Origin of the sequence: Spongorhabdus nitratireducens (assembly GCA_947387575.1) — a bacterium.
Taxonomy (GTDB): Bacteria; Pseudomonadota; Gammaproteobacteria; order Pseudomonadales; family Endozoicomonadaceae; genus CANDOC01.
The window spans coordinates 252,113-276,944 of the sequence record CANDOC010000007.1 but is presented as its reverse complement, the minus strand read 5'-3'; the positions used below and the strand labels follow the sequence as shown (position 1 = coordinate 276,944).

At 49.2% G+C, this 24,832-nt stretch carries 20 protein-coding genes; 10 read left to right on the top strand and 10 right to left on the bottom strand.

Features of this window, described 5'->3' with window-relative positions:
• Positions 1–210: 210 nt before the first annotated feature.
• Positions 211–2,301, bottom strand: coding sequence for a glycine--tRNA ligase subunit beta (glyS, locus tag ACYZZ0_RS14630; RefSeq protein ID WP_461537377.1), 2,091 nt, complete (start codon positions 2,299–2,301; stop codon positions 211–213).
• On the bottom strand, positions 2,301–3,287 hold the full coding sequence (gene glyQ, locus ACYZZ0_RS14625; RefSeq protein WP_461537376.1) for a glycine--tRNA ligase subunit alpha: 987 nt from the start codon (positions 3,285–3,287) through the stop codon (positions 2,301–2,303). The genes glyS and glyQ overlap by 1 nt, the downstream gene beginning before the upstream one ends.
• A gap of 181 nt (positions 3,288–3,468) precedes the next feature.
• On the opposite strand from glyQ, the gene ACYZZ0_RS14620 reads away from it, so the two are divergent.
• Positions 3,469–8,178, top strand: a complete 4,710-nt coding sequence (locus ACYZZ0_RS14620) for a hypothetical protein (RefSeq protein WP_461537375.1) — start codon at positions 3,469–3,471, stop codon at positions 8,176–8,178.
• A 51-nt stretch (positions 8,179–8,229) separates the two neighbouring features.
• Here the strand turns inward: ACYZZ0_RS14620 and ACYZZ0_RS14615 are convergent, their stop codons facing one another.
• The 6 genes from ACYZZ0_RS14615 to def all read right to left on the bottom strand — a co-directional run bounded on the left by ACYZZ0_RS14615 (position 8,230) and on the right by def (position 15,600).
• Entirely contained in the window at positions 8,230–9,678 is a 1,449-nt protein-coding gene (locus ACYZZ0_RS14615; protein ID WP_461537374.1) for a TrkH family potassium uptake protein, read from the bottom strand.
• A gap of 147 nt (positions 9,679–9,825) precedes the next feature.
• On the bottom strand, positions 9,826–11,199 hold the full coding sequence (gene trkA, locus ACYZZ0_RS14610; RefSeq protein ID WP_461537373.1) for a Trk system potassium transporter TrkA: 1,374 nt from the start codon (positions 11,197–11,199) through the stop codon (positions 9,826–9,828).
• Between the two features lie 237 nt (positions 11,200–11,436).
• Positions 11,437–12,738 carry a 16S rRNA (cytosine(967)-C(5))-methyltransferase RsmB gene (gene rsmB / locus ACYZZ0_RS14605; protein ID WP_461537372.1) on the bottom strand — a complete coding sequence of 434 codons (1,302 nt, stop codon included), beginning with the start codon at positions 12,736–12,738 and terminating at the stop codon, positions 11,437–11,439.
• A 14-nt stretch (positions 12,739–12,752) separates the two neighbouring features.
• Positions 12,753–13,784 (bottom strand): methionyl-tRNA formyltransferase, encoded by a 1,032-nt coding sequence (fmt, locus tag ACYZZ0_RS14600; RefSeq protein ID WP_461537371.1) that lies wholly within the window; start codon positions 13,782–13,784, stop codon positions 12,753–12,755.
• Positions 13,785–13,787: 3 nt separating this feature from the next.
• Positions 13,788–14,708: a phosphatase PAP2 family protein gene (locus tag ACYZZ0_RS14595; RefSeq protein WP_461537370.1), complete on the bottom strand. Its 921-nt coding sequence runs from the start codon at positions 14,706–14,708 to the stop codon at positions 13,788–13,790.
• A 382-nt stretch (positions 14,709–15,090) separates the two neighbouring features.
• Positions 15,091–15,600 carry a peptide deformylase gene (def, locus tag ACYZZ0_RS14590; protein WP_461537369.1) on the bottom strand — a complete coding sequence of 170 codons (510 nt, stop codon included), beginning with the start codon at positions 15,598–15,600 and terminating at the stop codon, positions 15,091–15,093.
• A gap of 178 nt (positions 15,601–15,778) precedes the next feature.
• On the opposite strand from def, the gene ACYZZ0_RS14585 reads away from it, so the two are divergent.
• From ACYZZ0_RS14585 to ACYZZ0_RS14545, 9 genes are all read left to right on the top strand, one after another.
• Positions 15,779–16,840: a LysM peptidoglycan-binding domain-containing protein gene (locus ACYZZ0_RS14585; RefSeq protein WP_461537368.1), complete on the top strand. Its 1,062-nt coding sequence runs from the start codon at positions 15,779–15,781 to the stop codon at positions 16,838–16,840.
• 115 nt (positions 16,841–16,955) lie between these two features.
• The gene (dprA, locus tag ACYZZ0_RS14580; RefSeq protein ID WP_461537367.1) at positions 16,956–18,122 is read left to right on the top strand and encodes a DNA-processing protein DprA; all 1,167 of its coding nucleotides are present in this window, start codon (positions 16,956–16,958) and stop codon (positions 18,120–18,122) included.
• A gap of 218 nt (positions 18,123–18,340) precedes the next feature.
• On the top strand, positions 18,341–18,847 hold the full coding sequence (gene purE / locus ACYZZ0_RS14575) for a 5-(carboxyamino)imidazole ribonucleotide mutase (RefSeq protein WP_461537366.1): 507 nt from the start codon (positions 18,341–18,343) through the stop codon (positions 18,845–18,847).
• 67 nt (positions 18,848–18,914) lie between these two features.
• Positions 18,915–19,547, top strand: coding sequence for an L-threonylcarbamoyladenylate synthase (locus ACYZZ0_RS14570; RefSeq protein ID WP_461537365.1), 633 nt, complete (start codon positions 18,915–18,917; stop codon positions 19,545–19,547).
• 73 nt (positions 19,548–19,620) lie between these two features.
• Complete coding sequence (locus ACYZZ0_RS14565; RefSeq protein ID WP_461537364.1) at positions 19,621–20,268, top strand: hypothetical protein; 648 nt, start codon at positions 19,621–19,623, stop codon at positions 20,266–20,268.
• Between the two features lie 10 nt (positions 20,269–20,278).
• Positions 20,279–21,202, top strand: a complete 924-nt coding sequence (gene hemF, locus ACYZZ0_RS14560) for an oxygen-dependent coproporphyrinogen oxidase (protein WP_461537363.1) — start codon at positions 20,279–20,281, stop codon at positions 21,200–21,202.
• Positions 21,203–21,208: 6 nt separating this feature from the next.
• A complete protein-coding gene (gene aroE, locus ACYZZ0_RS14555) occupies positions 21,209–22,039 on the top strand; it encodes a shikimate dehydrogenase (protein ID WP_461537362.1) in 831 nt (276 codons plus the stop codon).
• Positions 22,040–22,309: 270 nt separating this feature from the next.
• Positions 22,310–22,876 (top strand): hypothetical protein, encoded by a 567-nt coding sequence (locus tag ACYZZ0_RS14550; protein ID WP_461537361.1) that lies wholly within the window; start codon positions 22,310–22,312, stop codon positions 22,874–22,876.
• A gap of 46 nt (positions 22,877–22,922) precedes the next feature.
• A complete protein-coding gene (locus ACYZZ0_RS14545; protein WP_461537360.1) occupies positions 22,923–23,564 on the top strand; it encodes a YiiX/YebB-like N1pC/P60 family cysteine hydrolase in 642 nt (213 codons plus the stop codon).
• Here the strand turns inward: ACYZZ0_RS14545 and ACYZZ0_RS14540 are convergent.
• Together ACYZZ0_RS14540 and ACYZZ0_RS14535 are read right to left on the bottom strand one after the other, a co-directional pair.
• Positions 23,512–24,099, bottom strand: a complete 588-nt coding sequence (locus ACYZZ0_RS14540) for a YhgN family NAAT transporter (RefSeq protein ID WP_461537359.1) — start codon at positions 24,097–24,099, stop codon at positions 23,512–23,514. The two genes, ACYZZ0_RS14545 and ACYZZ0_RS14540, sit on opposite strands and share 53 nt — an antisense overlap.
• 120 nt (positions 24,100–24,219) lie before the next feature.
• Positions 24,220–24,762, bottom strand: a complete 543-nt coding sequence (locus tag ACYZZ0_RS14535; RefSeq protein ID WP_461537358.1) for a gamma carbonic anhydrase family protein — start codon at positions 24,760–24,762, stop codon at positions 24,220–24,222.
• Positions 24,763–24,832: the final 70 nt, after the last annotated feature.

Here is a 24,832-nt window from a genome sequence, read left to right as displayed (position 1 = left end):
TCTGGTAAGCCCGGGCAGGTTTACCGCAAAAGTAAAACTACCGTACTTGTTTGGTTTTGGATAGGTTTCTGTGCCTGAAGGCTATCCACCTGCTTGATTCTGTACCTGTAAACTACGAACAGCATAAACAGCTTTGGTTCAATTGCTGTTATACAGGCAAAAAAAAGGAGAGCATGAGCTCTCCTTTTTACGATGCTACTCTACTACCTATCAGGCTTTCTGCAGCAGAGAGATATCCGCTACTTGCAGGAACAGGTTTCGCAGCTGTTGCAGCAATGCCAGACGGTTGGCACGAACGGCCAGGTCGTCAGCATTCACCATAACGTCGTCAAAGAAGGTATCCACAGGCTCTTTCAGCGCTGTCAGAGACTCAAGCACCTGACGGTAGTCATGAGTGGCTAGCAGAGGCTGAACTTCCGCTACGCGGACAGAAATGGCTTCTGCCAGTGCCTTCTCGGCAGCTTCCTGCAGCAAACCGGTGTTAACTTCAGCGTCAGCTGGCTTGTCGCTCTTCGCCAGAATATTGGCAACCCGCTTGTTGGCAGCAGCAAGAGCATCGGCTTCGGCCAGAGTGCGGAAGTTATCCACAGCATTAACCCGGGCGTCAAAATCCAGTGCGCTGGTCGGACGCAGAGCACGTACCGCCAGGAACACTTCAGCCGGAATACCCTGATCCTGATAACTGGCACGGAAACGGTCGAGCATGAAGTCTACAACCTGCTGTACCAGTTCTTCTTCTGCTGCCGGCAGCTCTACACCGCTGTCGATGTAGCCCTTGTAGGCGATGCGAACCAGCTGTTCCAGATCCAGGTTCAGCTTCTTTTCAACCAGAATACGCAGAATACCCAGAGTGGCACGACGCAGGGCAAACGGATCCTTGCTGCCACTTGGCGGCTGCTTGATACCGAAAATACCCACCAGGGTATCCAGCTTGTCGGCCAGAGCTACAGCGCAACCGGTCATGGTTGTCGGCAGCTGGTCACCGGCAAAACGCGGCATATACTGTTCGTTCTGAGCCTGGGCAACATCTTCTGCAGCGCCTTCGTGACGTGCATAGTACTGGCCCATAATGCCCTGCAGTTCCGGGAATTCCAGTACCATTTCGGAAACCAGATCCGCTTTACTCAGGGTTGCAGCACGGGCTGCCATTTCAGCGTCGCTGTTCAGCTGTTCAGCAATAGCGGCAGCCAGAGCAGCCATACGCTCGGTCTTGTCGTAAACTGTTCCCAGTTTGTTTTGGAATACGACAGATTTCAGGCGTTCGCGTTGAGCGTCCAGCGTCGTTTTCTTGTCAGTTTCAAAGAAGAAGCGAGCATCGGCCAGACGCGGGCTGATAACCTTTTCATTACCGGAAATCACCTGTTGCGGATCGGTACTTTCGATATTGGCAATGGTGATAAAGCGCGGTAGCAGTTTGCCTTCAGCATCCACAGCGTGGAAGTACTTCTGGTGTTCTTTCATGGAAGAGATCAGGGATTCAGCCGGAACTTCCAGGAAGGCTTCGTCAAACTTACCAGCCAGAGCTACCGGCCATTCAACCAGGGCAGATACTTCGTTCAGCAGGTCTTCATCAATAATGATGTTACCGCTGATTTCAGCTTCCATCGCTGCCAGCTGATCACGAATCACCTGCTTGCGCTGGCTCTGGTCGGCAATAACATAACCCTTCTCACGCAGCAGCTCGGCGTATTGTACCGGGCTGTCGATCGTCAGGTCTTCACTGCAGTGAATGCGGTGACCGCGGGTAGTACGGCCAGCTTCCAGACCCATGATATTGCATGGAATGACTTCAGAACCCTGCAGCATTACCAGCCATTTAACCGGACGCACGAATTCGTCACGACGGTTACCCCAGCGCATACGCTTGGGAATAGGCAGCTTGGCCAGAGACTGTTCAACCAGACCCGGCAGCAGTGCTGCCGTTTGCTGACCTTCACGTACGGAGCGGAATACCAGCCAGGCGCCCTTGCCGCTTTCCAGCTTTTCCAGCTGGTCAACGGTGACACCATTGGAGCGGGCAAAACCTTCAGCCGCACGGGTCGGTTTACCTTCGGCATCAAAAGCAGCCTGCAGCGCAGGACCTTTACGCTCGACAGACTGATCTTTCTGAGCGGTTTCCAGTTCACGAATCAGTACTGCCATACGACGGGGGCTGGCAAACATTTCACTGCCGGCAAAAGCCAGGCCGGACTCTTTCAGGCCGTTCAGAATGCCGTCAGCAAAGGCTTTGCTGAGGGAAGCCAGCGCCTTTGGTGGCAGTTCTTCGGTACCCAGCTCAATCAGAAAATCCTGCTTGGACATCACTTTTCCTCCTGAGCCAGCTGGGCCATTACCTGTTTACGAATATCGTCATCTGCCAGCGGGAAACCGGCTTCCTTACGGGAGTCGAAATAAGCTTGGGCAACACCACGGGCCAGGGTTCTTACCCGCAAAATAAAGCGCTGACGCTCGGTTACAGAGATTGCGTGACGGGCATCCAGCAGGTTGAAAGTATGCGACGCTTTTAGTGTGTATTCATAAGCCGGCAGCGGCAGTTTGTCTTCAACCAGACGCTGGGCTTCAGCTTCAAAGAAGTTAAACTGGCGGAACAGTTCTTCAGTATCAGCTTTTTCAAAGTTGAAAGTAGACATTTCAACTTCGTTCTGCAGGAATACATCGCCGTAAGTGACAGTGCCCTGCGGGCCTTTGGTCCAGATCAGGTCGTAAACGCTGTCTACGCCCTGAATGTACATCGCGAGACGCTCCAGACCGTAGGTGATCTCACCGGTCACCGGGAAGCATTCAATGCCGCCTGCCTGCTGGAAATAAGTGAACTGGGTCACTTCCATACCATTCAGCCAGACTTCCCAGCCAAGACCCCAGGCGCCCAGAGTCGGGGATTCCCAGTTGTCTTCAACAAAGCGGATATCGTGAACAGAAGTGTCAACACCCAGTTCGCTCAGGGAGCCGAGGTACAGTTCCTGAATGTTGTCCGGAGACGGCTTCATGACAACCTGATACTGATAGTAGTGCTGCAGGCGGTTGGGGTTTTCGCCATAGCGGCCGTCAGTAGGACGACGGCTGGGCTGAACATAGGCAGCACTCCACTTCTCCGGGCCGATAGCGCGCAGGAAAGTGGCAGGATGGAAGGTTCCCGCACCCACTTCCATATCAAGTGGTTGCAGAATTACGCAGCCCTGGCGGGCCCAGTACTGCTGCAGGGCAAGGATCATGCCCTGAAAGGTGCTGACATCAGGTTTTGTCTGGTGAGTCACTGTTTTACCTCGGGTGCTACAGCGTTGCAGCATAAAGCTAAGGGTAAATTGTTGGTCGGAAGGGATTATACCCGCATTTTCTGCGGTAGATCAGCCGCTATAGAACTTTAGTGAATTAAAAACTGGCGGGATGGAATAAACCAACTACGCTTGGTGCGAGTGTTTTGGGGTGGCACGGACGCTTGGTTTGTATCATTTATGATGTACGGTACTGATGAAATTCTTCTTTAAAAAAATATTCAAGACGGAAGTCATAGTTTTTTTTGTTTTATTTTTTTCTTCAGGAAATTCACTTGCAAAATTATTTAATACCGATGTAAAGCTGGAAACTCAAGTTGCTGTATTTTGTAATATGAATCAAGGTGCGGAATTACATTTTAAAAAAGAGGGCAGTTTTACTTTATTTACCGAAACACCAAGAATAATTTATGAACAAAAAAAAGGGGTAAATTCTTTTCATATTCCGCCCGATGAAACCTGTACCTTACTACGGATACGAACAATACCCGGACTGCCTCCTCTCGCTGACAGTAAGGAAAGAAATTCTTTTTTGGTGAAATATGGTGAGCTTCAGTTCGAATATGATGTCAGATCTAAGTCAGTAACACTAATAGTTGACGGGTTGAATGAGTCTGAAGACTGTATCCTGAGGTTAAAAGGAAAATACTTACCTGATGAAGAGTTTTTATTATTAGATGGAGATGATGAATTAACAGTTGAATCATCTAGTGATTCCTTTTATTGTGATTTGCCTTTGAGAAATGGAACACTTACTTTAACTATACAGGGTGGATGTTTTTGTCCTGATCGATGGTTAGTGAAATCAAGCCAAGAACCTTCTTTTCAACCTGTTTTCAGTCATGATGAAGAAACCTGTGCAAGCATTGATTTTTCGATCATGTCAGTTGTTCCTGCCAGCCTATGCTCTGCTGAAACAGGTCCACCCTTAATGTGCTCTACACCTTTGCAGGTAGTAATAAAAGGTATCAACTTTCGACATCAGAATGTACTTCAACTGAACACATGCCAGTTTGGAGTTAAGGAATTTTATAAGGATATTTATGAGTGGTGGAGCTGTACCATAGAGGAGCAAGGAGGGGCTCAATGCTTTGATCAGTACTTTTACCATTCTTGGGAAATGACTTTAGAAGCACATATTACCGGCGAAAATGGTTGCTTTGTTTTACTTATGCCTGAGGGAGAAAAAACCGTTTTCCCAAGAAGTGGCTTCTGCCCAGGTCCTTTACCTGTGGGAGTTTGTCCAAGTAGTGTAGAGAAAGTTGGCAGGGTATCAACAGTATCAACCAGTTCGGTCAAAAAGTTTGAACACCACAGTTCTCTAAGAAGAGCAGATAAAAAAGAACGTGGAGGAGTGGAAGTTGGTAAGGCATACTTTACCGTTGAGATGAACGGTGAGGAAATACAACTTCAACCAGAGCACTACATGTTGTTGAGGAGCAGCTTTCCTTCATTAAATAAAGTGATTCTTGAGCCTGAATATCCTATCAAACTATTGAATACTGGAAGTCAAAGGCAATTTTATATGGTTTGCCCTGATACCTGTGAAGTCAGGGATGTGAAGGCTATCAAGGAGTGTGATGAACTGTTTAAAACCGGTTGGGTTTATGTGGGTTATAACCTTTTTGGTGATGCTTGCAGAAATAATATGGTTCTTGATGGTGGTGAAGGATTAGTCCCTGTTTATTCTCAGGCAGTTGGTGACCGTTATAAAGATTTAGCAGAAAGAGACAGAAGTCTGGTAGAGCAACTGAAATCCCAAAACATGGAGCCTGTTTCGTGGTATTTGATCAGTCAGCTTGCACATCAGGAAAAGCTTGGAATTATTGCTCATAATCTTAAAAATGCCCTTTTTTACAAATACTATGAAGGCTTACCTTTTGCTGTATCTGATAACGTGAATGATAAAGGATCTCTAAGAGTTAAAGCTGTTTCTGATAGTCAGACTCCGATGTATGAAGTCAGTACATCCGTTGCTTTTAAATCTGTACAAGTTGAAAGAAAATGGGCAAAAGAACTTAGGATAGATGTAACAGGTAAAAATTCTGCCGGCGATTTCATCAAACTTCCTGCTTCATGTGTTTTGGATTCATGCTGCCTGGTTAAAAAATCCGGGCGTGGATATGCTGTGGTTGGTTTTAATATCGGGTTCAGAATAACATGTGACAAATTCAGAGACGCTCTGGAAATTAGTCGTGGAGGAAAAGTCTCGATACCAAAGCAAAAAGTCAAAAGGATTAGTAAGGAACTTATATCAACACCGACTGAAATGACCTGGGCTGTAAGAAGCCCTAGTGTTCGTAGAATATTTGCCCAGGATCCTGAGACAGCCGCTTCTTTGGTAACCAGCACTGCTCATATGGGTTTCAAAAAGGGGGGAGGAGGACCTGTAAAAGTAGAGGCTTCAAAATCAAAAAGCCGGTATCAATTTCGTGCAGATAACCCTTTTGTTAGATCAGGTTCATCTCCCGATTCTCTTCTGGTAGATTTTGAAACATGTAGAGCAGCGCTAAAATACGTACTTGCTTTAAGGTTAAGATCGGCCCTTATGGTTGATGAACATATCAGATTATCAAGAGTAGCACCTCAATTATTCGCGGTTCCTTTTGTTACTACATTTGGGTTTTCCTGTGACTGCTCTGGACATGCTACAGAAATATGTCGAAAGGTTGCAGGTGGATTTAAAAATGGATTAAATGATTATGAACAGTGCCTGAACTTTATGGATCAAGCATTAAATTATTCAGAACAGGTCCTTGTTCAAAGTGATGATTTGAATCAAACGTATCAACGATTTTTGACAGGAGTAGCTAATTACAGACCGACGACTGTGTGGCTGGATCATTCCCGTTCAGAGGTTGCAAGAGTCGTATCAGAATTATTAATTGAATGTAATGTAGGTCTGAGACCTATTCAATCTGTAATTGTAGCTGTTTTCATTTCAGGCTGTAACTCTATAGCCACTATTGAACCAGGGTTTAAAAAGCTAAAAAATAAATATTATAAAGATATACAGAAAAGTGTTTGGGAACTATGGAAGAAAAGCAGCACAGGTATTGAATATTTTGTTCTTGAAAACACCAATCGATTGTTTTCGCTAAATTCTAGTAAAAGTTTTGACAATGGAAGTGCTAAGAAAAGGTTAGCTGCAGTGCTTGAATGTGCTTTAACTGCTGTTAAAGAAGAAAAGCAATGTCTTGAAATTATGGAGGCTATGCTCTTTGATTTTTGCTGCCTAATTCCTTTCGAACATCCTGATAAATCCAGTACAGCTCACAGTAGTATGCAATCTGTTGACATATTAAATGAAGAAGATGTGGGGGCTTCTAGTCCAGTTTTAACCTTGGGACCTCCTGTGCTGTCTGTAACCAGTGAGGCAGGAAGCCATACGAGCGGATATCACAGTTACTCAGGATCAGAGCCTGCAGCTGTTTCCCGAGAAGTAAACTCACAACACCTGGCGACTGGTAGGCTATATACGCGTTCAATTTCAGCCACAACATCACCCAGTCAGCTACTTTCGTCTCATTGGTCGACCTCTGCGCCTTTGGGGCAAACTGGATTTGGCCTCCAGGGGGTATCAACAGAGCTTGATATCCGGAGAATGTCAGATACTCATTCAGGTAGCGAGTCAAATGGCTCGCGTACAGGCTTTATGGGAAGCCTTACAGACAATCGACTTGTTAGAGGGATTAAGGAGCTGAAGCAACGCTGGAAGAGTCGCAATCAGCTTTCATCAGGGTCATCCCCTGAGTCAGTATCAAAAGCCCGTAGGCTACATACGACATACTCTAGAAGTGCCTCAAATCTTACCCACTTGAGAATAGATACGGGAACTGGAGGTGCTATTGGAGAGGTGGAAAGCTCGGAGATCTGGGATGGAGATAGAACCAAGTCGTTGGAAGATATGCTTTCAGAACATCTAAAGCGGGGATATTCAGATCAGGATGAATCAAGCTCAGAAGAAGAAGAGGAAGAAAAAGGTATACAGGGAAGCCATCACCACAGTAGAGGGAGTCTCTCGAGCATAGGGGGGGGGTATACTACTTCCTCTAAATGGATATTTAGCGATACAAGTGAAGATAGGGCGATACGCAGGAGGCCGGGACGATCACACTCCTTAGGACAGGAACAGTTATTCACAACCCTTATTGGAGCTGGAGTTAGTGATTATGTGGGAGAACTTGAACCTGAAACAAAATCTGTAGTGGGAACCAAAGTAGTCGGTCAAATAGTGACGACTTCGATGGGTCCAAGATGGCCTCGACAGTCAGTAAGTACAGGGCATTCACGAGAATCATCATATAGCAGTGCTGGTAGTAGTGATGAACTTGGCAGATCCAAGTCAGGAGGATATGGAACTAACATAAAAAGGGGAGGAAACTATAGGCAGCATAACCATACGCACTCAAAGCTTCATCAACGAAGAGTAAAGTCCTCATCTGCTATGAGATTGGACTCTAGTACGACGAGTGGACCAATTCACCCACTGCCGATTAGGTTGGATATGATAAAAGGATCACCTCATACTGCAGTGGATGGTTCTTTTCCTTTTCCTGACTCCCAACAGGAAGACAGAGATGGAGGATTGGGTAAGCTCTATCGCCACCTTGAATGCATGATGTTGGGAAATGATTTTGAATCTTTTAAAACTATTATGGAAAATATAATCAGGAATCATTTTGCTGGAAATACAGCACAACTGGTATCCCATCTCAGCAGACTTGATCCAAGCCGCTATTCTTATATAGACGTATCCAAAAAAAATAATGTACTGATCAAGCTATCCAGAGATACCCTTTCAACATACCGAACTAGCATTCAAGAGCTGATTACTATTTTAAATAGTATTACCCATGGTAAGGCTATCTATTATTTCAATAGTGTATTGGGAGAAGAGCTATAGATCGTTTTGGAGGTCTGCTTTTTGAAGAAATAAGCAGACCTTTTTATCGAATTAATATCTCCAAAACGCCGGAGTAAACAACACCAGCAAGGTAAAGATCTCCAGCCGTCCCAGCAGCATACCAAAGCTGAGAATCCACTTGGCGCTGTCCGGCAGGGTAGCGTAGTTGGCTACTGCATCACCCAATGCCGGGCCGAGGTTGTTCATACAGGATGCTACGGTGGAAAATGCAGTCATCATTTCCACTCCCGTTGCCATTACTGCCACATAGAGCACCAGAAACACGCCCATATAGGCAGCAAAGAACCCCCAGACGGCGCCCCCTACCCTGTCATCCACCGGCTTGTTGCCGATTTTGATGGTGATGATGGCATTCGGATGCAGCATGCGTTGCAGCTCCCGAATTCCCTGCTTGTGGATAAGTAGCACTCGAATGATCTTCATGCCGCCACCGGTTGAACCGGCACAGCCGCCGGCAAAGGCGGTCATAAACAGCAGCATGGGCAAAAATACCGGCCAGCTGGAAAAATCATCGGTAGCAAAACCGGTGGTGGTGGCAATGGAAACAACCTGAAATACACCTTGTCGTAGCGCTACGCTCCAGTCCATATGGTCGGTAAAGCCCAGTGTTACAACTGTCAGCAAACTGACGCTGCCAAGCATCAGCAGATACACCCTGAGTTCAGGGTCTTTGAGATAATGCTTCAGGCTTTTCTGGCGCCAGGCAAAGAAATGCAGCGCGAAGTTCATGCCACTAATTGCCATAAACACAATGGCAATAATCTCTATCAGGCTACTGTTAAAAGCCCCGAGACTGCTGTCATAGGTTGAGAAGCCGCCAATCGCCACAGTACTGAAGCTGTGACTGATCGCATCAAACAGAGACATGCCGGCAACCCAATAAGCCACTGCACAGACCAGTGTCAGCACCATATAAATTATCCACAGGGCTTTGGCGGTTTCAGTGATACGGGGAGTAAGCTTGCTGTCCTTGATCGGACCGGGGGTTTCACTGCGATAAAGCTGCATGCCACCAATGCCGAGCAGTGGTAAGACAGCAACAGCCAGTACAATGATCCCCATCCCTCCAAACCACTGCAGCTGTTGCCGGTAGAACAGCACTGATTTGGGCAGGCTTTCAATATCAGTAAGGACGGTGGCACCGGTCGTAGTCAGCCCTGAAATAGCCTCGAACAGTGAGTCGGAAACACTCAAAGCCGGTGTTTCCATCAACAGGAAAGGCAAGGCACCGAAGCAGCCCAGTACCGTCCAGAACAGTACCGTGATCAGGAAGCCATCCCGAATACGCAGCTCCTGACGTGCATTTTTAAAAGGCGTCCAGAGCACGAAACCGGTTAACAGTGTGATAAGAAACGTGTAGCTGAAAATTGCAATTTCAGGCTCATCATAAATCCATGCGACCAGCATGGAGGGTAGACTCGACAGGCTGAACAACATCAGCAGTATGCCGAGCACCCTGAATATAAGCGACAGATGCATAGTGTCCCTGTGGGTGTTTTTCTGCTTATACGAAATAACCGCAGGACATAATAAATTATTTTTATTTATCCCTAAAATATATGCGGTTTTTCAGGACGACCGATCCAGAATGGATCGGTCTATACAGACAAGGTAACAGGTGAGGTTTTAGAAGAAACCCAGCCCGACCTGGAACAGTTTTTCCACTTCCTTGATTTTCTTTTTATTGGTCAGGAACATGATGACATGGTCTTCTGATTCAATCTTGATATGGTCGTGAGCGATAAGCACTTCATCGTTACGAACAATTGCACCGATTGTTGTGCCGGAAGGCAATTCGATATCGCCGATATTCTTACCCACAACCTTGGAGTTACGCTCATCACCATGAGCCACAGCTTCAATAGCTTCTGCTGCACCCCGGCGCAGGGAGTGAACATTGACCACATCTCCCTTTCGCACATGGCGCAGCAAGCTACTGATTGTGGATAACTGGGGAGAGATCGCGATATCGATTTCGCCACCTTGCACCAGATCCACATAAGCCGGGTTATTGATCAGTGCCATCACCTTGCGAGCACCCAGCCGCTTGGCCAGCATGGAAGCCATCACATTGGCTTCGTCATCATTGGTCAGGGCGCAGAAAACATCGGTTTCCTCGATATTTTCTGACAGTAGCAATTCCTTGTCAGAAGCATTGCCGTTGAAAACCATTGCCTTGTTCAACACCTGAGACAGATAGTGGCAGCGCTCAAGGTTATGGTCGATGACCTTGACCTTGTACTGGCCTTCCAGGGTTTCTGCCAGCCGCAGGCCGATATTACCGCCACCGGCGATAATGATGCGCTTATAGTCGCTGTCGAGACGTCGCATTTCACTCATTACCGCACGGATATCCTTGCGGTCAGCAATGAAAAATACTTCGTCGTCTACTTCGATAACGGTACTGCCTTCGGGAACAATCGCTTTACCGCGTCGGAAAATTGCCGCAACCCGGGTATCCACATTGGGCATATGTTCCCGGATTGTACGCAGTTCCTGATTAACCAGCGGACCACCATAGTAGGCTTTAACCGCAACCAGTTGCAGTTTGCGGCCAGCAAAGTCCATGACCTGCAACGCACCAGGGTGTTCGATCAGACGAACAATATGATTGGTAACTACCTGCTCCGGACTGATTAGTACATCTACCGGACAGGCTTCATCATTGAAGAGTTCGTCCTTTGTCATATACGCCGACTGACGTATGCGAGCGATTTTGGTTGGTGTCTGAAACAGGGTATAGGCAACCTGACAGGCGACCATGTTCACTTCGTCGCTGTTGGTTACTGCAACCAGCATTTCTGCATCGTCAGCACCGGCCTGCTTCAGAATGGAGGGAAATGAAGCTTTGCCCTGCAGGGTACGAATATCTATTCGGTCCTGCAGTTCGCGCAGGCGCTCGCCATCGGTATCGACAACGGTAATATCATTTTCTTCGCTGGCGAGGTTTTCAGCCAGAGTGCCGCCCACCTGACCGGCGCCGAGGATAATAATTTTCATCGTATTTGTGGCCTTATGTTACCGACTGGCAGCAGCCGGTACCCAAGCATATTTCCGTTTATTCTATGCCTGCTGCGGGGGAAGAGGAATGACTTTTCCCGACACAGTGCACTCCGGGCAATAAAAAGTGTGTTTTCTTATTGCCGGAGATAACGACTGTCAGGTTAAAAAAGGATTCTACTGCTCAGAACCTGTTCTCAACACTTCCGCTATCCGCGAAAGATTATGAACAGGCTCTTAAGCGTTTTTTCTTAACAGACAGTAAAAGAATCCGTCGTGCCCGTTTTCCTGTGGCAACAGCTGGCGACCGAAGCCGGTATCAATGCCCCAGTTACCGTCCAGAGGAATTAACTCTGCACCGGGTTCAGCTGCAAGAAATGACTGAATCTGCTGGCTGTTTTCATCCGGTAAAACGGAACAGGTGGCATACAACAGATGTCCGCCCTGCTTCAGCAGTTGCCACTGAGCTTTGAGAATCTCACCCTGCAGCTGTACCAAAGGTTTGATATCTCCCGGCTTGCGCAGCAGTTTGATATCGGGATGGCGACGTATAACGCCGGTTGCCGAACAGGGCGCATCCAGCAGAATGGCATCAAACTCTTGTTTATCCCACCATTCATCAGGTTTGGCGGCATCACCGGTAATCAGTTTGGCCTTAAGCCCGGTACGTTCCAGGTTCTGCTGTACCCGTTGCAGTCTGTCTGCATCTGCATCCAGTGCAGTCATGGAAAGGCCTGCGCAATGCTCCAGCATATGCAGGGTTTTTCCACCGGGTGCACAGCAGGCATCCAGTACATTCATACCGGATTCCAGCGGTAACAACGCTGCAGACAGTTGAGCGGCTTCATCCTGCACGCTGACATGCCCTGCTTCAAAGCCGGGAAGTTTATCCACAGCACAGGGCTTTTTCAGAGAAATACCGACATCCGAGAATGAACAGGGAGTTGCTTCAATATCTGCCAGCTGCAATCGCTGAAAGTACTCTTCCCTGTTCTGGTGCCGGGTATTTACCCGCAGGGTCATGGGAGCATGAGTATTGGCTGCGGTAGCAATTGATTGCCAGTGATCCGGCCAGGCTTTCTGCAGTTTTTCCAGCAGCCATTGTGGGTGGGAATACTTTGCTGCCGGTGTCGTAAGCTTTTCGTCCAGTGAATCCTGCTGTCGCTGCACATTGCGCAATACTGCGTTAACCAGCCCTCTGGCCCAGGCTTTACCCAACGTGCGGGTAACCTGCACCGTTTCCCCGATAGCCGCATGTGGTGGAATGCGGGTATACAACAGCTGGTAGATACCGGTCAGCAGTAGTGAGTCGATATCTTTGTCCTTGGCTCTGAGCGGCTTATCCATCAGGCTGTGGCTGATAGCCTGCAACCGGTGGAAGTGACGCATCACACCAAAGCAGATTTCCTGCAGCAAAGCCTGGTCACGCTGGGACAGGCCTTCCTGAGCAGCCGGCAGGGCTGTGGATAAGGATTCTCCGGAGCGAACAGCCATTACGGCCTGAACCGCAGCAATCCGGACAGAAATATGTTTTGCCATTATCTGGATATCACTCAGCCAAAACGCTTGCCGGATTCAAACTGCTCACGTCTGCTATTGAGCAGGTCAGCAGCATTCATGGCACGTTTGCCGGAAGGTTGCAGCTGGGTCAGTAACAGCGAACCCTCTGCAGTGGCAACTTCAATACCGCTTTTATCAGCACTGAGAATAGTACCGGGCTCGGCAGTCGCTGTGCTGCTACCCAGATCCACAGTCCAGACCCGGACACGTTCACCGTCGATTTCAGTCCAGGCAACCGGCCAGGGATTCAGTGCCTGTACTTGACGCTTCAGCTCAAGGGCCGGACGACTCCAGTCCAGCATGCCCTCTTCCTTGGTCAGTTTATGGGCGTATGTACACAGCTCATTGTTCTGGGATTCCGGCTGCAATGTGCCGGCAGCAATCTGTGCCAGCGCCTGTTCCAGTGCCGGCTTGCCTGTTTCAATCAGACGGTCATGCAGATCACTGCCAGTATCGGTGTCATGGATCGGACAGATGTTTTTGATCAACATATCGCCGGTATCGAGACCGGCATCCATTTGCATAATGGTCACGCCAGACTCGGCATCACCGGCAGCAATCGCACGCTGAATCGGTGCAGCACCACGCCAGCGGGGCAGAATGGAAGCGTGAACATTGATACAGCCGTAACGGGGGGTATCCAGAACTACCTGCGGCAGAATCAGACCATAGGCGACAACGACCATCAGATCAGCTTGGAGTGCAGCCAGTTCCTGTTGCTCCGGTTCGCCCTTAAGGGATTTGGGCTGCAGTACAGGAATATCATGTTTTACTGCGAGCTGTTTGACCGGAGACTGGGCCAGCTGACGACCACGGCCGGCAGGACGGTCTGGCTGGGTATAGACCGCGATGACTTCATGGCGACTGTCCAGCAGTGTCTGAAGGTGGGCGGCGGCGAAATCCGGGGTTCCGGCGAATACAATCCTCAGGGGCTGAGTACTGTCAGGCTGCGGCATGGTTGGTCTGGGCTCATAGCTTGGTAGAGGGCGGCAATAATAAATCTGATACAGATAATCTTCCAGCATGGTTCAGGCGACTTCGCTGCTCCTGCGTTTTTTCAGCTGCAAACAGGCAAACCGGGTACAGGCAGGCCAGATGCAGGTGACCCAGAGTGCTGCAATCAGGCCCTGAACAAGTATCCAGCCATCTTTAGCAGGTAGGGAAAGCTCCCGGGATCCTGCTTTCATGGCATTCCAGAACCAGATAACAGCAACGAGTCCTACTATAGCCTGCAAGATTTTGATACCGGTTCGGCGATGACCGTCAAACAACCCGAAGTGGAAAGCAACAAGTCCTCCAGCCGTCATTCCTGTCAGCAGACCGATGGAACGCCAGGACAAGGTAGTTGTCACTCCCACAGCAATATGAATCAGGCTCAATAAGAGCGATACGGCGGTAACAAAGATGAGTGCCTGTGATAGCGGCATACTCATAATTACTTTGGTAACGGGCTGTTCCAGCCACAGGAACAACAGCAGAATCACTACTCCTGACAGCAGGCCAGCGAAAATCTGGTCGGCAAAATGAACCCCGAGGTAGAGGCGGGAGACCGCTATTGTCGCTACCGCAGCAACAGCAAGCAGCCAGAAGATCGGGCGGCGCAGCTGCACGGCAAGATAACCAAAGAATACTGTTGCTGTCTGGGTATGGCCGGATGGCATCCCGTTATCGGACTCCAGCGGGCCTCTCAGTAGCGATGGGTCGGCATGGTAAGGGCGGGGGCCTTTCAGGCAAACCTTGATAAAGGCAAAGACCAGACAGTTTATCGAAATGATACAGCCGAGGCGTAATGCCTGACGGGGACATACAGTCCAGTAGATGATGGCAACAACCAGCAGGTAGCTTTGGGAATATCCGGCCCATGCCAGCCAGACCATAATCTGGTTCAGAGGCTCCAGCGCTGACTGAAGCAGGTTGATCAGCTCGTAATCGGATGGGCTGTAAGACACTGGCTGAACTCAAGTCACCAATAGATAGGACAATTGAGCATAGCGTACCGATAAAAGTTCATCTGAACTGCATAGCAAAAGGCCGCTTAACTTTTCAGTTAGGCGGCCCTGTGGAATCTTTGCTTACCCTGGCTGGTTATTATTGTTCCAATTGTTCTTATTATTATGTTTTCGGTCTGGAATATTGTTTTTATTATTTCCGTACCGGAATTTATTATTTTTATTGTGCCTGAAATAAGGCAGAGACCGTGCCAAAAAGCCAAAAATCCATATAAAACAGAAAGTTATCTTGTTTTGGTCTGGCACGAGAGAAAAATGAGTGGCTGTAAGTGTTACCCGAAGTCGGTTTCGGGTAACACCTGCGGGGGAAGAAGGTAACAGATCAGGCAGTAGCCAGACGGCGGTTCTTTTCCAGCTTCTTGCGAATACGGGTACGTTTGAGTGAGGACAGAGTGTCGATAAACAGCTTGCCATCCAGATGGTCACATTCGTGCTGAATGCAGACTGACAGCAGACCGTCACAGTCCATGCTGAACTCTTCACCGTCTCTGTCCAGAGCTGTTACCCGAACGTTTTCCGGACGTCCCAGTGGTTCGTAAAAGCCCGGCACAGACAGGCAACCTTCAGCCATTTCTGAAGTGGGGCCTTCCAGTGGAGTAATTTTCGGGTTGATGAAAACCAGCGGGTCGTCACCTTCCTCGGAGACATCAATCACCACAATTCGTTGGTCAATATCAACCTGGGTGGAGGCCAGGCCAACGCCCTGAGCCTTGTACATGGTTTCCAGCATGTTATCGACGTGCTGGCGAACAGTGTCATTAACTTCGGTAACCGGGGTAGCTTTGTTACGCAGACGGGGATCGGGGAACTGAAGAATTTCAAGCAGTGCCATGAAGCAGAAGACCTTCCTGAATTAAATAATGCGTTGTTATCTGTAATGCTGTATAAAAATTGTACAGATAGCGTCCTTGTTCTATGTATTCGTAATTCTAAGTATCCGGTGTGGTGATTACAATTTGACACAGGGAAGCCGATACTCAGGGCGATAGCGTGTAAAAAAGCATTACGAAATGACAAAGGGAACGGTCATGAGAAATGTGCTGCATGGATGTATAGCGGGATTAACCCTGATGCTGGTGGTCGGGCTGGTTCAGGCTGCGCAGGGCATACTGAAAGATGACCACCCGCAACAGTACCGGGTGCGGCAGGGTGATAACCTGTGGAGTATCGGGGGACTGTTTCTGGAAAACCCCTGGCAGTGGCCTCAGGTCTGGCATAACAACTCTGATATTGAAAACCCCCATCTGATTTTTCCCGGTGACACTGTCAGCCTGATTAATATTGATGGCCAGCAGCGATTAACGATTACTGCCCGCGGTGATGCATCCCGCACCATCAAACTTTCTCCCAAAGTGCGCTCTACTCCGCTGGATTCAGCCATTCCGGCCATTCCTCTGGAAAAGATCAACAGCTTCCTGCGCAATAACCGGATTCTGGAAGTGGGCAAAGAGCTGGAAACTGCGCCCTATGTAATAGCAACTCATCAGGATCAGGTTATCAGCGGTACCGGTGACCAGATTTATGCCCGTGGCGAATTTAAAAACGGCTATGAAGATGCCTACGGTATTTATCGCCGGGGTGATCCGGTATTCGACCCTGACAGTGGTGAAGTACTCGGTGTGATTGCTCAGGAAATTGGTGCCGTAAAAGTCAGAAAAATAACCGGTGATATTGCCACCCTGAAAGTGACTGGCAGCCGAGAAGAAATTCGTATTGGCGATCGGCTGCTGCCTTCAGAAGAACGCCGGCTGGCTCCGGTATTTTATCCCAAGGAACCGGAAGCTGTTGTCAGCGGCAGAATTCTCGGTGTTGATAGCGGTGTTACCAGTATTGGTAAATTTAACAACGTACTGATTAATCTGGGTGTGCGGGATGGAATGAAAGAAGGCGATGTCCTCGCCATTTACCGTCAGCTCAAGATTGTGGACAAGATCAGAAAAGAAGAGATTCGGCTACCGGCAGAACGGGTTGGTTTGCTGATGGTTTATCGCCCCTTTGACAAAATCTCCTATGCCATTGTGATGGAAGCGCATCAGCCATTGAAAATTGGTGACATGATTAAGAACCCGTGAGTAATCGAGCGGGGATATGCTCTTCCCTGCTCGACTGCGTTTTCCCTTTCCCTTGAACTTCCCCTGTCAGCGTTTACTTTGAATCCTCAGGATAAGTAGTACCGGAGTATTCCTTTTGTCTGAGTTGGCTGCAGAACAACACTGTTTTAGCTCCTGTATTGATACCGAGCAGAATCAGGAAGCATGGGTAAGATTGTCGCTGGTACCGGGTATTGGATTAAACCGACTCCGGTCATTACTGGCGGTATTTCCGTCACCCTTGGCTGTACTTGAAGCCAACGACTCTGAACTGAGGGAAAAACTATCTGGAAGTTTTGCTGCAAAGCTTATTCGGGGGCTGCAGGACAAAAAACTGGATCAGTGTACCGAGTCGATCTTACAGTGGAGGCAGAAACCTGACTATGAACTGCTGTTCCCCTTTTCTCCTGATTACCCTCAACGACTGCTGGAAATTCACAGCCCCCCTCCCCTGCTGTTTATCAAGGGCAACCCTTTACTGTTGAATACATCCCAAGTCGCCATGGTGGGTTCTCGCAAGCCAACGCCTCAGGGCATTGAAAATGCCCGTCAGTTTGCCCGTGCATTGCATGAGCAGGGTTTTACCGTTACCAGTGGTCTGGCTATTGGTATTGATGGCGCGGCTCATCAGGGGGCTTTGAGTGTAGGTGGTAATACTCTGGCTGTTCTAGGCTCGGGGCTGGAATATATCTATCCGCGGCGACACAAACAGCTGGCTGAAGAGATTATTCAGCATGGAGCTATCGTCTCCGAGTTCCCTCCGGATACTCCACCACATCCAACCCACTTTCCTCGTCGAAACCGGATTATCAGTGGTATGAGCCTTGGAACGCTGGTGGTCGAAGCTTCACAGAAAAGTGGCTCACTGATTACTGCCCGCTTTGCTCTGGAACAGGGGAGGGAAGTCTTTGCGGTGCCCGGGAGTATTCATAATGATCAGGCTATTGGCTGCCATCAGCTGATTCGTTCAGGTGCCATGCTGGTTCATCATCCTGAGCAGATTGTGGAGGAGCTGAAAGGGCCGCTGGGTATTATGACAACAACAAAGCCGGCTCAGAGTTTATCAAATCGGATCGATGCATTGGCCTGCACTCCCGAGCAGCGAAAAATTCTGCAGGCGTTGTCTGCTGTCAGCAGCTATCACCCGGATGAACTCTCTGATATCACCGGGCTTGAGACCCAGTCCCTGACTACGATGCTGTTTGAACTGGAGCTTGAAGGGTTGATAAAAACCGTACCGGGAGGCGTCGCGCTTCAGGCTTGAAACCTTTTTTCACTAGTTTGTAATTTTCGATAACTGGAACTTGTGTGCTTAACCGGGTTGGGGTAATTTCGCCCCCAATATTCGAATAACGATTTTCCGGCTTCAAGGTATCACTCGAATACCTGTCGGTTTGCCTGACGGAAATTCTTCCGGATGGATATTTTGAACCCACTTTGCACTGATTGTGCACACGGGTTGCTTAAGAGGGGAACTATCCTATGTCCAAGCCTTTTGTATCTATTCTGATGGGGTCCGATTCCGACCTGCCTAAAGTTCAGGCTGCGGTGGATGTACTGAAGAAACTGGAAGTTCCAGTGGAAGTAAGGGTTCACTCCGCTCACCGTACCCCGGACGCTACTCACAGCTTTGTGAAGGATGCTGACGCCCGTGGTTGTGCTGCGTTTATCTGCTGCGCAGGTATGGCGGCTCACCTGGCAGGTGTTGTTGCTTCCCTGACCGTCAAGCCGGTTATCGGTGTACCGATTGATGCGGGCCCACTGGACGGTCTGGACGCGCTGATGTCTACCGTACAGATGCCGGGTGGTATTCCGGTTGCTACCGTGGCTATCGGTAAAGCGGGTGCCAAGAATGCCGGTTACCTGGCTGCCCAGATGATTGCCCTGAACGATGCCTCTCTGGCTGAGCGTCTGGTACAGGAGCGCAAGACCAACGCTGCTGACATTCTGGCCAAGAACGAAGCGCTGCAGGCCCAGCTGGCAGTCTAAACCAAGAATGCCCCGGAAGGCTCTGCTATAGTCGCTTTCCGGGGCATTTTTTAATGACAATGGATTTATGACAAGCAACAGCAGTGCAAATAGCGACAAGGTAAAGAGTGACAAGGTCAAGAGCCACAAGGTAAAGGGCGACAGGATAAAGACCGACGTTCAGTCAGCGGCAGCAGAAGTCATCTCTGGTGGCGTTATCGCCTATCCGACAGAAGCGGTATGGGGACTGGGATGTGATCCCTGGAACCGGAAGGCGGTGGAGCGGATCCTTGAAATCAAGCGTCGCCCGATGGAGAAAGGCCTGATTCTTGTCGCTGCAGATGAACATGCCATCGCACCACTGTTACAGAATCTTGCACCGGAACAGGTTGAACAGATGCGTCAGACCTGGCCGGGACCGGTTACCTGGGTTATTCCCGATTCGAAAGGCTGGACTCCTGAGTGGGTTCGGGGTCGCCACTCTTCCATTGCGGTCAGAATCAGCAGCCATCCAGTGGTTCAGGCGCTATGTCAGAGCTGGGGTGGACCTTTGGTTTCCACATCGGCCAATCGTGCCGGCGATGAACCGTTGCGCACCGGTGAGGATGTTGCCAATCTGCTGGGTGCTGAAGTGGACTGTATTGTTGACGGTGAAGTCGGCAGCCTGAATTCAGAACCTTCCCGTATTTTTGATCTGGTGAGTGGCAAGCAGCTGCGTTAAGTAATTTTTGATATTGGCCTGAACAACCCATAACCCGCTATCTATACGAGATAGTTTCTATAACGAGAGTATCATGGCAGCACAACAAAACTTCAGGTTGTGGTCTGGATGGATTCTTTGTTTCTTTTCGGGATGGATTGCCCATCTTCAGGCCGAGCCTGCCAGCTGGGAGAATTTGCATTCTCCGGATTATATCCGAAGCCGGACTGATGCTGTGACGGCTCATTACGATCACCATCTGGATAACCTCAGAGCGTCTGGAAAAACGCCGGAAGTTGGTGTTCTGGTAACCATGTTCGGGATGGAAGATGCTGCAGCAGAGGCATGTGCTGCAGGAAAGCAAAGTAATGATCTGCAAAAGCTGACGGTCAATACATTCCCTTACTGGATTGAAGATGGCATTGTTCAGCTACTTTTTTTTACAACCAGTTTTGACTGGGATGAAAAAAATCTGCGCCATAAAACTGAGAAAGCGCTTTTGGCGGAGTTACCTGAAGTCGCTGATACCTCGCAGTGGGATATATTAATCAAAATAAATTCTGCCGTTGACAGAACAGTCAAGGGCTTTGCCCACTCACATATTTTTATACGGCATCGATCAGGTATGCCATTTCAAACATACCAGCTTATAAAAGACTTGCCTTTCAGTTTAAAAGGAGTGCCTCCTGCAGGCTGGCCGGGCTTAAAATACCTCTCTGTAAAAATAGAGTCTGACAATTGAATAGCACCCAATGACAAAATCTCCCCTTGATAACAGCAATATCGAAACCGTAAAAGCCTGGCTGATGGGTCTGCAGGACAGAATCTGTACTGCGCTTGAGCAGGAAGATGGCAAAGCTACTTTCCGTCAGGATGAATGGCAGCACACTTCCGGCGGCGGTGGTCGCGCCCGTGTAATCACCGAAGGGAATGTGTTTGAAAAAGGCGGGGTAAATTTCTCCCATGTCAAAGGCGATGCACTGCCGCCTGCAGCCACAGCCCGCCGCCCGGAACTGGCCGGACGCAGTTTTCAGGCCATGGGTGTTTCACTGGTGATTCATCCGGAAAACCCGTTTGTTCCCACATCCCATGCCAATGTCCGGATGCTGGTAGCGGAAAAAGAAGGTGCTGATCCCGTCTGGTGGTTCGGTGGTGGTTACGACCTGACACCTTATTACGGTTTCGAGGAAGACTGTGAATACTGGCACGGTGTCGCACGTAATGCCTGTGAGCCTTTCGGGGAAGAGGTCTACCCGCGTTACAAAAAATGGTGTGATGAATACTTTTTCCTCAAGCATCGGAATGAGCCTCGCGGTGTTGGCGGCCTGTTTTTCGATGACCTGAATGAATGGCCATTCGAACAATGCTTTGAATTTATGCAGGCGGTGGGTAATTCATATGTTGAAGCCTATCTGCCGATTGTGCAGAAGCGCCGCCAGTTGCCTTACACGGAACAACAGCGTGACTTCCAACTCTATCGCCGCGGACGCTATGTTGAATTCAATCTGGTACAGGATCGGGGAACTATTTTCGGACTTCAGTCCGGAGGCCGTACAGAATCAATTCTGATGTCTCTGCCGCCAATGGTTCGCTGGGAGTATGACTGGAAACCGGAACCGGGTTCGGAAGAAGCTCGCCTGTATACTGATTTCCTGAAAGTACGCGACTGGGTGTAATGCATTATGACTGCAACTGATTCTGATCGTTATGCCGTAATGGGTAACCCCATCGGCCATAGCAAATCACCAATGATTCACAGCCTGTTTGCCGAGCAGACCGGCCAGCATCTCGGCTATGAGGCCATTCTGGCTGAGGAAGACGGCTTTGATGAAGCAGCCAGCTGCTTCTTTATTGAAGGCGGTAAAGGTCTGAATATCACGGTCCCGTTCAAGCACCAGGCACTGGATTTGGCACATCAGCTGACCCCCAGAGCTGAAAAAGCCGGAGCTGTGAACACCCTCTGGTACAACGGAGAGGTGATGCATGGCGACAATACTGATGGTATTGGTCTACTGACCGACCTGAAGCAAAACAATCAGGTTACTATCAAGGATAAACGTGTACTGGTATTAGGTGCCGGTGGTGCTGTGCGGGGTGTGTTACAGCCGCTGCTTGAAGAAGAGCCCAGTGAGCTGGTTATTGCCAATCGCACTCAGGCTAGAGCAGAGCAACTGGTGGCAGAGTTTTGTGAATACAAAAACATTGTCGCGTTACAGTTTGAACTGTTACGCGGCCATTTTGATCTGATTATCAATGGTACTTCTGCCAGTCTGCAGGGAGCCGCAATTCCCCTGCCGGACTCTGTCGTGTCTGAAAACACTGTGTGTTACGACATGATGTACAGTGCTGTGGAAACCCCGTTCAATCGCTGGGCCCGTGAAAATGGTGCCGGTATGCAACTGGATGGTCTGGGTATGCTGGTGGAGCAGGCGGCAGAAGCCTTTTATATCTGGCGGGGTATTCGCCCGCAGACACAGCCTGTCATTGAAAAAGTAAGAACTGAACTGGGGTAAGATACTCAGTGATGAGACAGGCAAATTTCATTTTGCCTGTCGAAACTCCTTCCCTGCCGCTCTTGAAAGTTCGAAGCAAATATATCCTGTTTGGAAAAACCTCTTTATATTCGAAAATCCTAATGTCTGCTTCAGGCATGGGACAGGCGGCAATTCGTCAAAAAATAAGGTATGGTAAGAAAAGCTGGTTAAAAATTATTATGCAAAATAACTAGCAAAAGTATGCAATTATAAATCGAATCAATCCGGATTCATTGAGGGGTAACAACCATGGCTGTAAACGGTGAGCTGGGCTTTTTTGTGCTGGTTGATGCCGGTGAAGGCGACGTTCATAAAATCCGTGAGGAGCTGCTGAAAGTTGACCAGATCGAGCTGGTACACTGTCTGATCGGCCCTACCGATCTGATTTGCTACGGCAAGGCAGGCAGCTTTGAAGAGCTGCATGGCGTTATTCGCGACAAGCTGGCTACACTTCACTACGATCGCTTTAACCCGGTTGTAAAAACAGAGACGCTGGTCTCCATGGAAGCTTTCGGCAAGCCGCTGACAGCAGAAAACTTTGGTCATCCGGAAAGAACAGCGGCCTGGATTTTTGCTGATATCTCCATTGCCGGAGCCCACGCCGGTGAAAAGCTGATTGCCCATCACGATGAAATTCTGTCTGCCCACAGTGTGCTGGGACGTCACGACACCCTGCTCTATGTCGAGTCCGACAACCTTGAGCAGCTGATGGAAGTCATTGATGGCGGCGTGCGGGTACTGCGTGGCATCGGCAATGAAGGTCGTGCGGCCAAGGCGTTGTCCCACACTGATACCCGACTGGTATTGATGCCCTGATCGCAGTTTGCGGGAACGGCTGAATCGAATACGGGTCTGATGCTTTATGCCAAACACACCATTTACGATTCAGCCGGGAGATCTGGTTTTTCAGCAGCGCGCCAGAGGTGATGCCGGGCGTGCGATCAGTCAGGTCTACAAGGGTATTTATGGCTGGCATATTAATCATGTCGCCCTGTGTATCAATGACGACAGCACATTGCTTGAAGCGGTTGATCCCTGCGTGACGACAATTTCCCTGCAGGATTTTTGCCTTCAGTCCGAACCGGTTACCTCAAATATGCCCACTACATTTGTGGGCCGCCTTAAACCATCGTTACATCATCTGATACCGAAGGCGCTCGTTTTCGCGGAAGAGCAATCCGGGCTGCCGTATAACATCAGCTTTAGTCAGGAGCATGACAGCTGGTACTGCAGTGAGCTGATACTGGAGGCTTTTCGTTTTGCCAATGATGGCGAATATGTTTTTCAACCGTCACCCATGTCGTTTCATGATGCTGAAACCGGGCGCATGCTGAAGTGGTGGCAGGACTATTTTGACGAGTTAGGGAAGCCTGTACCGGAAGGCGCACCGGGCTCTCACCCGGCACTGCTCTCCCGTTCGGAGTTTCTGGATATTGTTTATCGCTTCGAGGCTACAGCAGATAAACCCGAAGCCCATCCAGCAGCATCTGTACCGCTATCATAATCAGCAGCATCCCCATCAGACGTTCCATGGCAAACAGACCGCGTTCACCAATCAGTTTGTAGAGCCTGTTGGAAAGCAGCAGGATCACCGCAACACCGCCCCAGGCCAGTAATACTGCGGCCATCAGGGCCGGGTATTCATTGGGGTGCTGGTTGGATAACAGGATCAAAGCAGCCAGTACTGATGGCCCCACAATCAGTGGCGTGGCCAGCGGTACAATCATTGGCTCGCCATCCGGCGTATCGCCCATCAGACTGCCACGCTCGGGCGGAAAGATCAGACGAATCGCAATCAGGAACAGAATAATACCGCCTGAAATACTGACGGTTTCCTGCCTCAGGTTCAGCGAATCCAGCAGCTGCTGGCCGGCAAACAGGAAGATAAACAGGATACCCAGCGCGATCAGCAATTCACGAATCAGTACCTTGCGCCGTCGTTCCGGTGGCACATTTTTCAGAATGGAAAGGAATATAGGGGTGTTGCCCAGCGGATCCATAATCAGGAACAGCATCAGGGCCGATGCAAAAATATCCATACAGCTATTATCTTGTTATTTATAAAAGAAAAGGCGTTATTGGCGCCGGACTGTATCGTTCCTGACCGGTTGCAGGCAACCTCCCTCTACTATCTGTTTTTGCTGGTTAGCGCTCTGAGATCATGACTCCGGGTTCAGATATTCATCTTTTAGCCGCACATAATTTTTCGGGCTATAGGATAAAAACTTGTGCTCACTCTCGGTCAGAGGGCGCGCCTGTTTCGCCGGGGAGCCTTTATAGACGTAACCGCTTTCCAGTGTCTTTCCCGGAGGCACCATTGCTCCTGCTGCCAGCAAAACATCGGATTCGATAATGGCGCCGTCCATAACAATTGCACCAATACCAATCAGTACCCGATCATGTACAGTGCAGCCGTGAAGTACGGCCTTGTGGCCAATGGTCACGTCACTGCCGATGGTCAGTGGAAAGCCATCCGGGTTATAACTGCTGGCATGAGTGATATGCAGAACGGCACCATCCTGAACACTGGTGCGCTCTCCGATACGGATACGGTGCATATCTCCGCGGACTACGGCTGCAGGCCAGACTGAACTGTCATCACCAATTTCGACATCCCCAATCACTACAGCGGATTCATCCACAAAAACCTTTTGCCCCAGTACAGGTGTGATACCTTTGTGGGGCCGTAAATTATTCGACATGTGCAGCGTCCTCATTTTTATTGCTGGCAGTTGAAATCCACCGGTGATATACCCATCTGAGAAATATAAC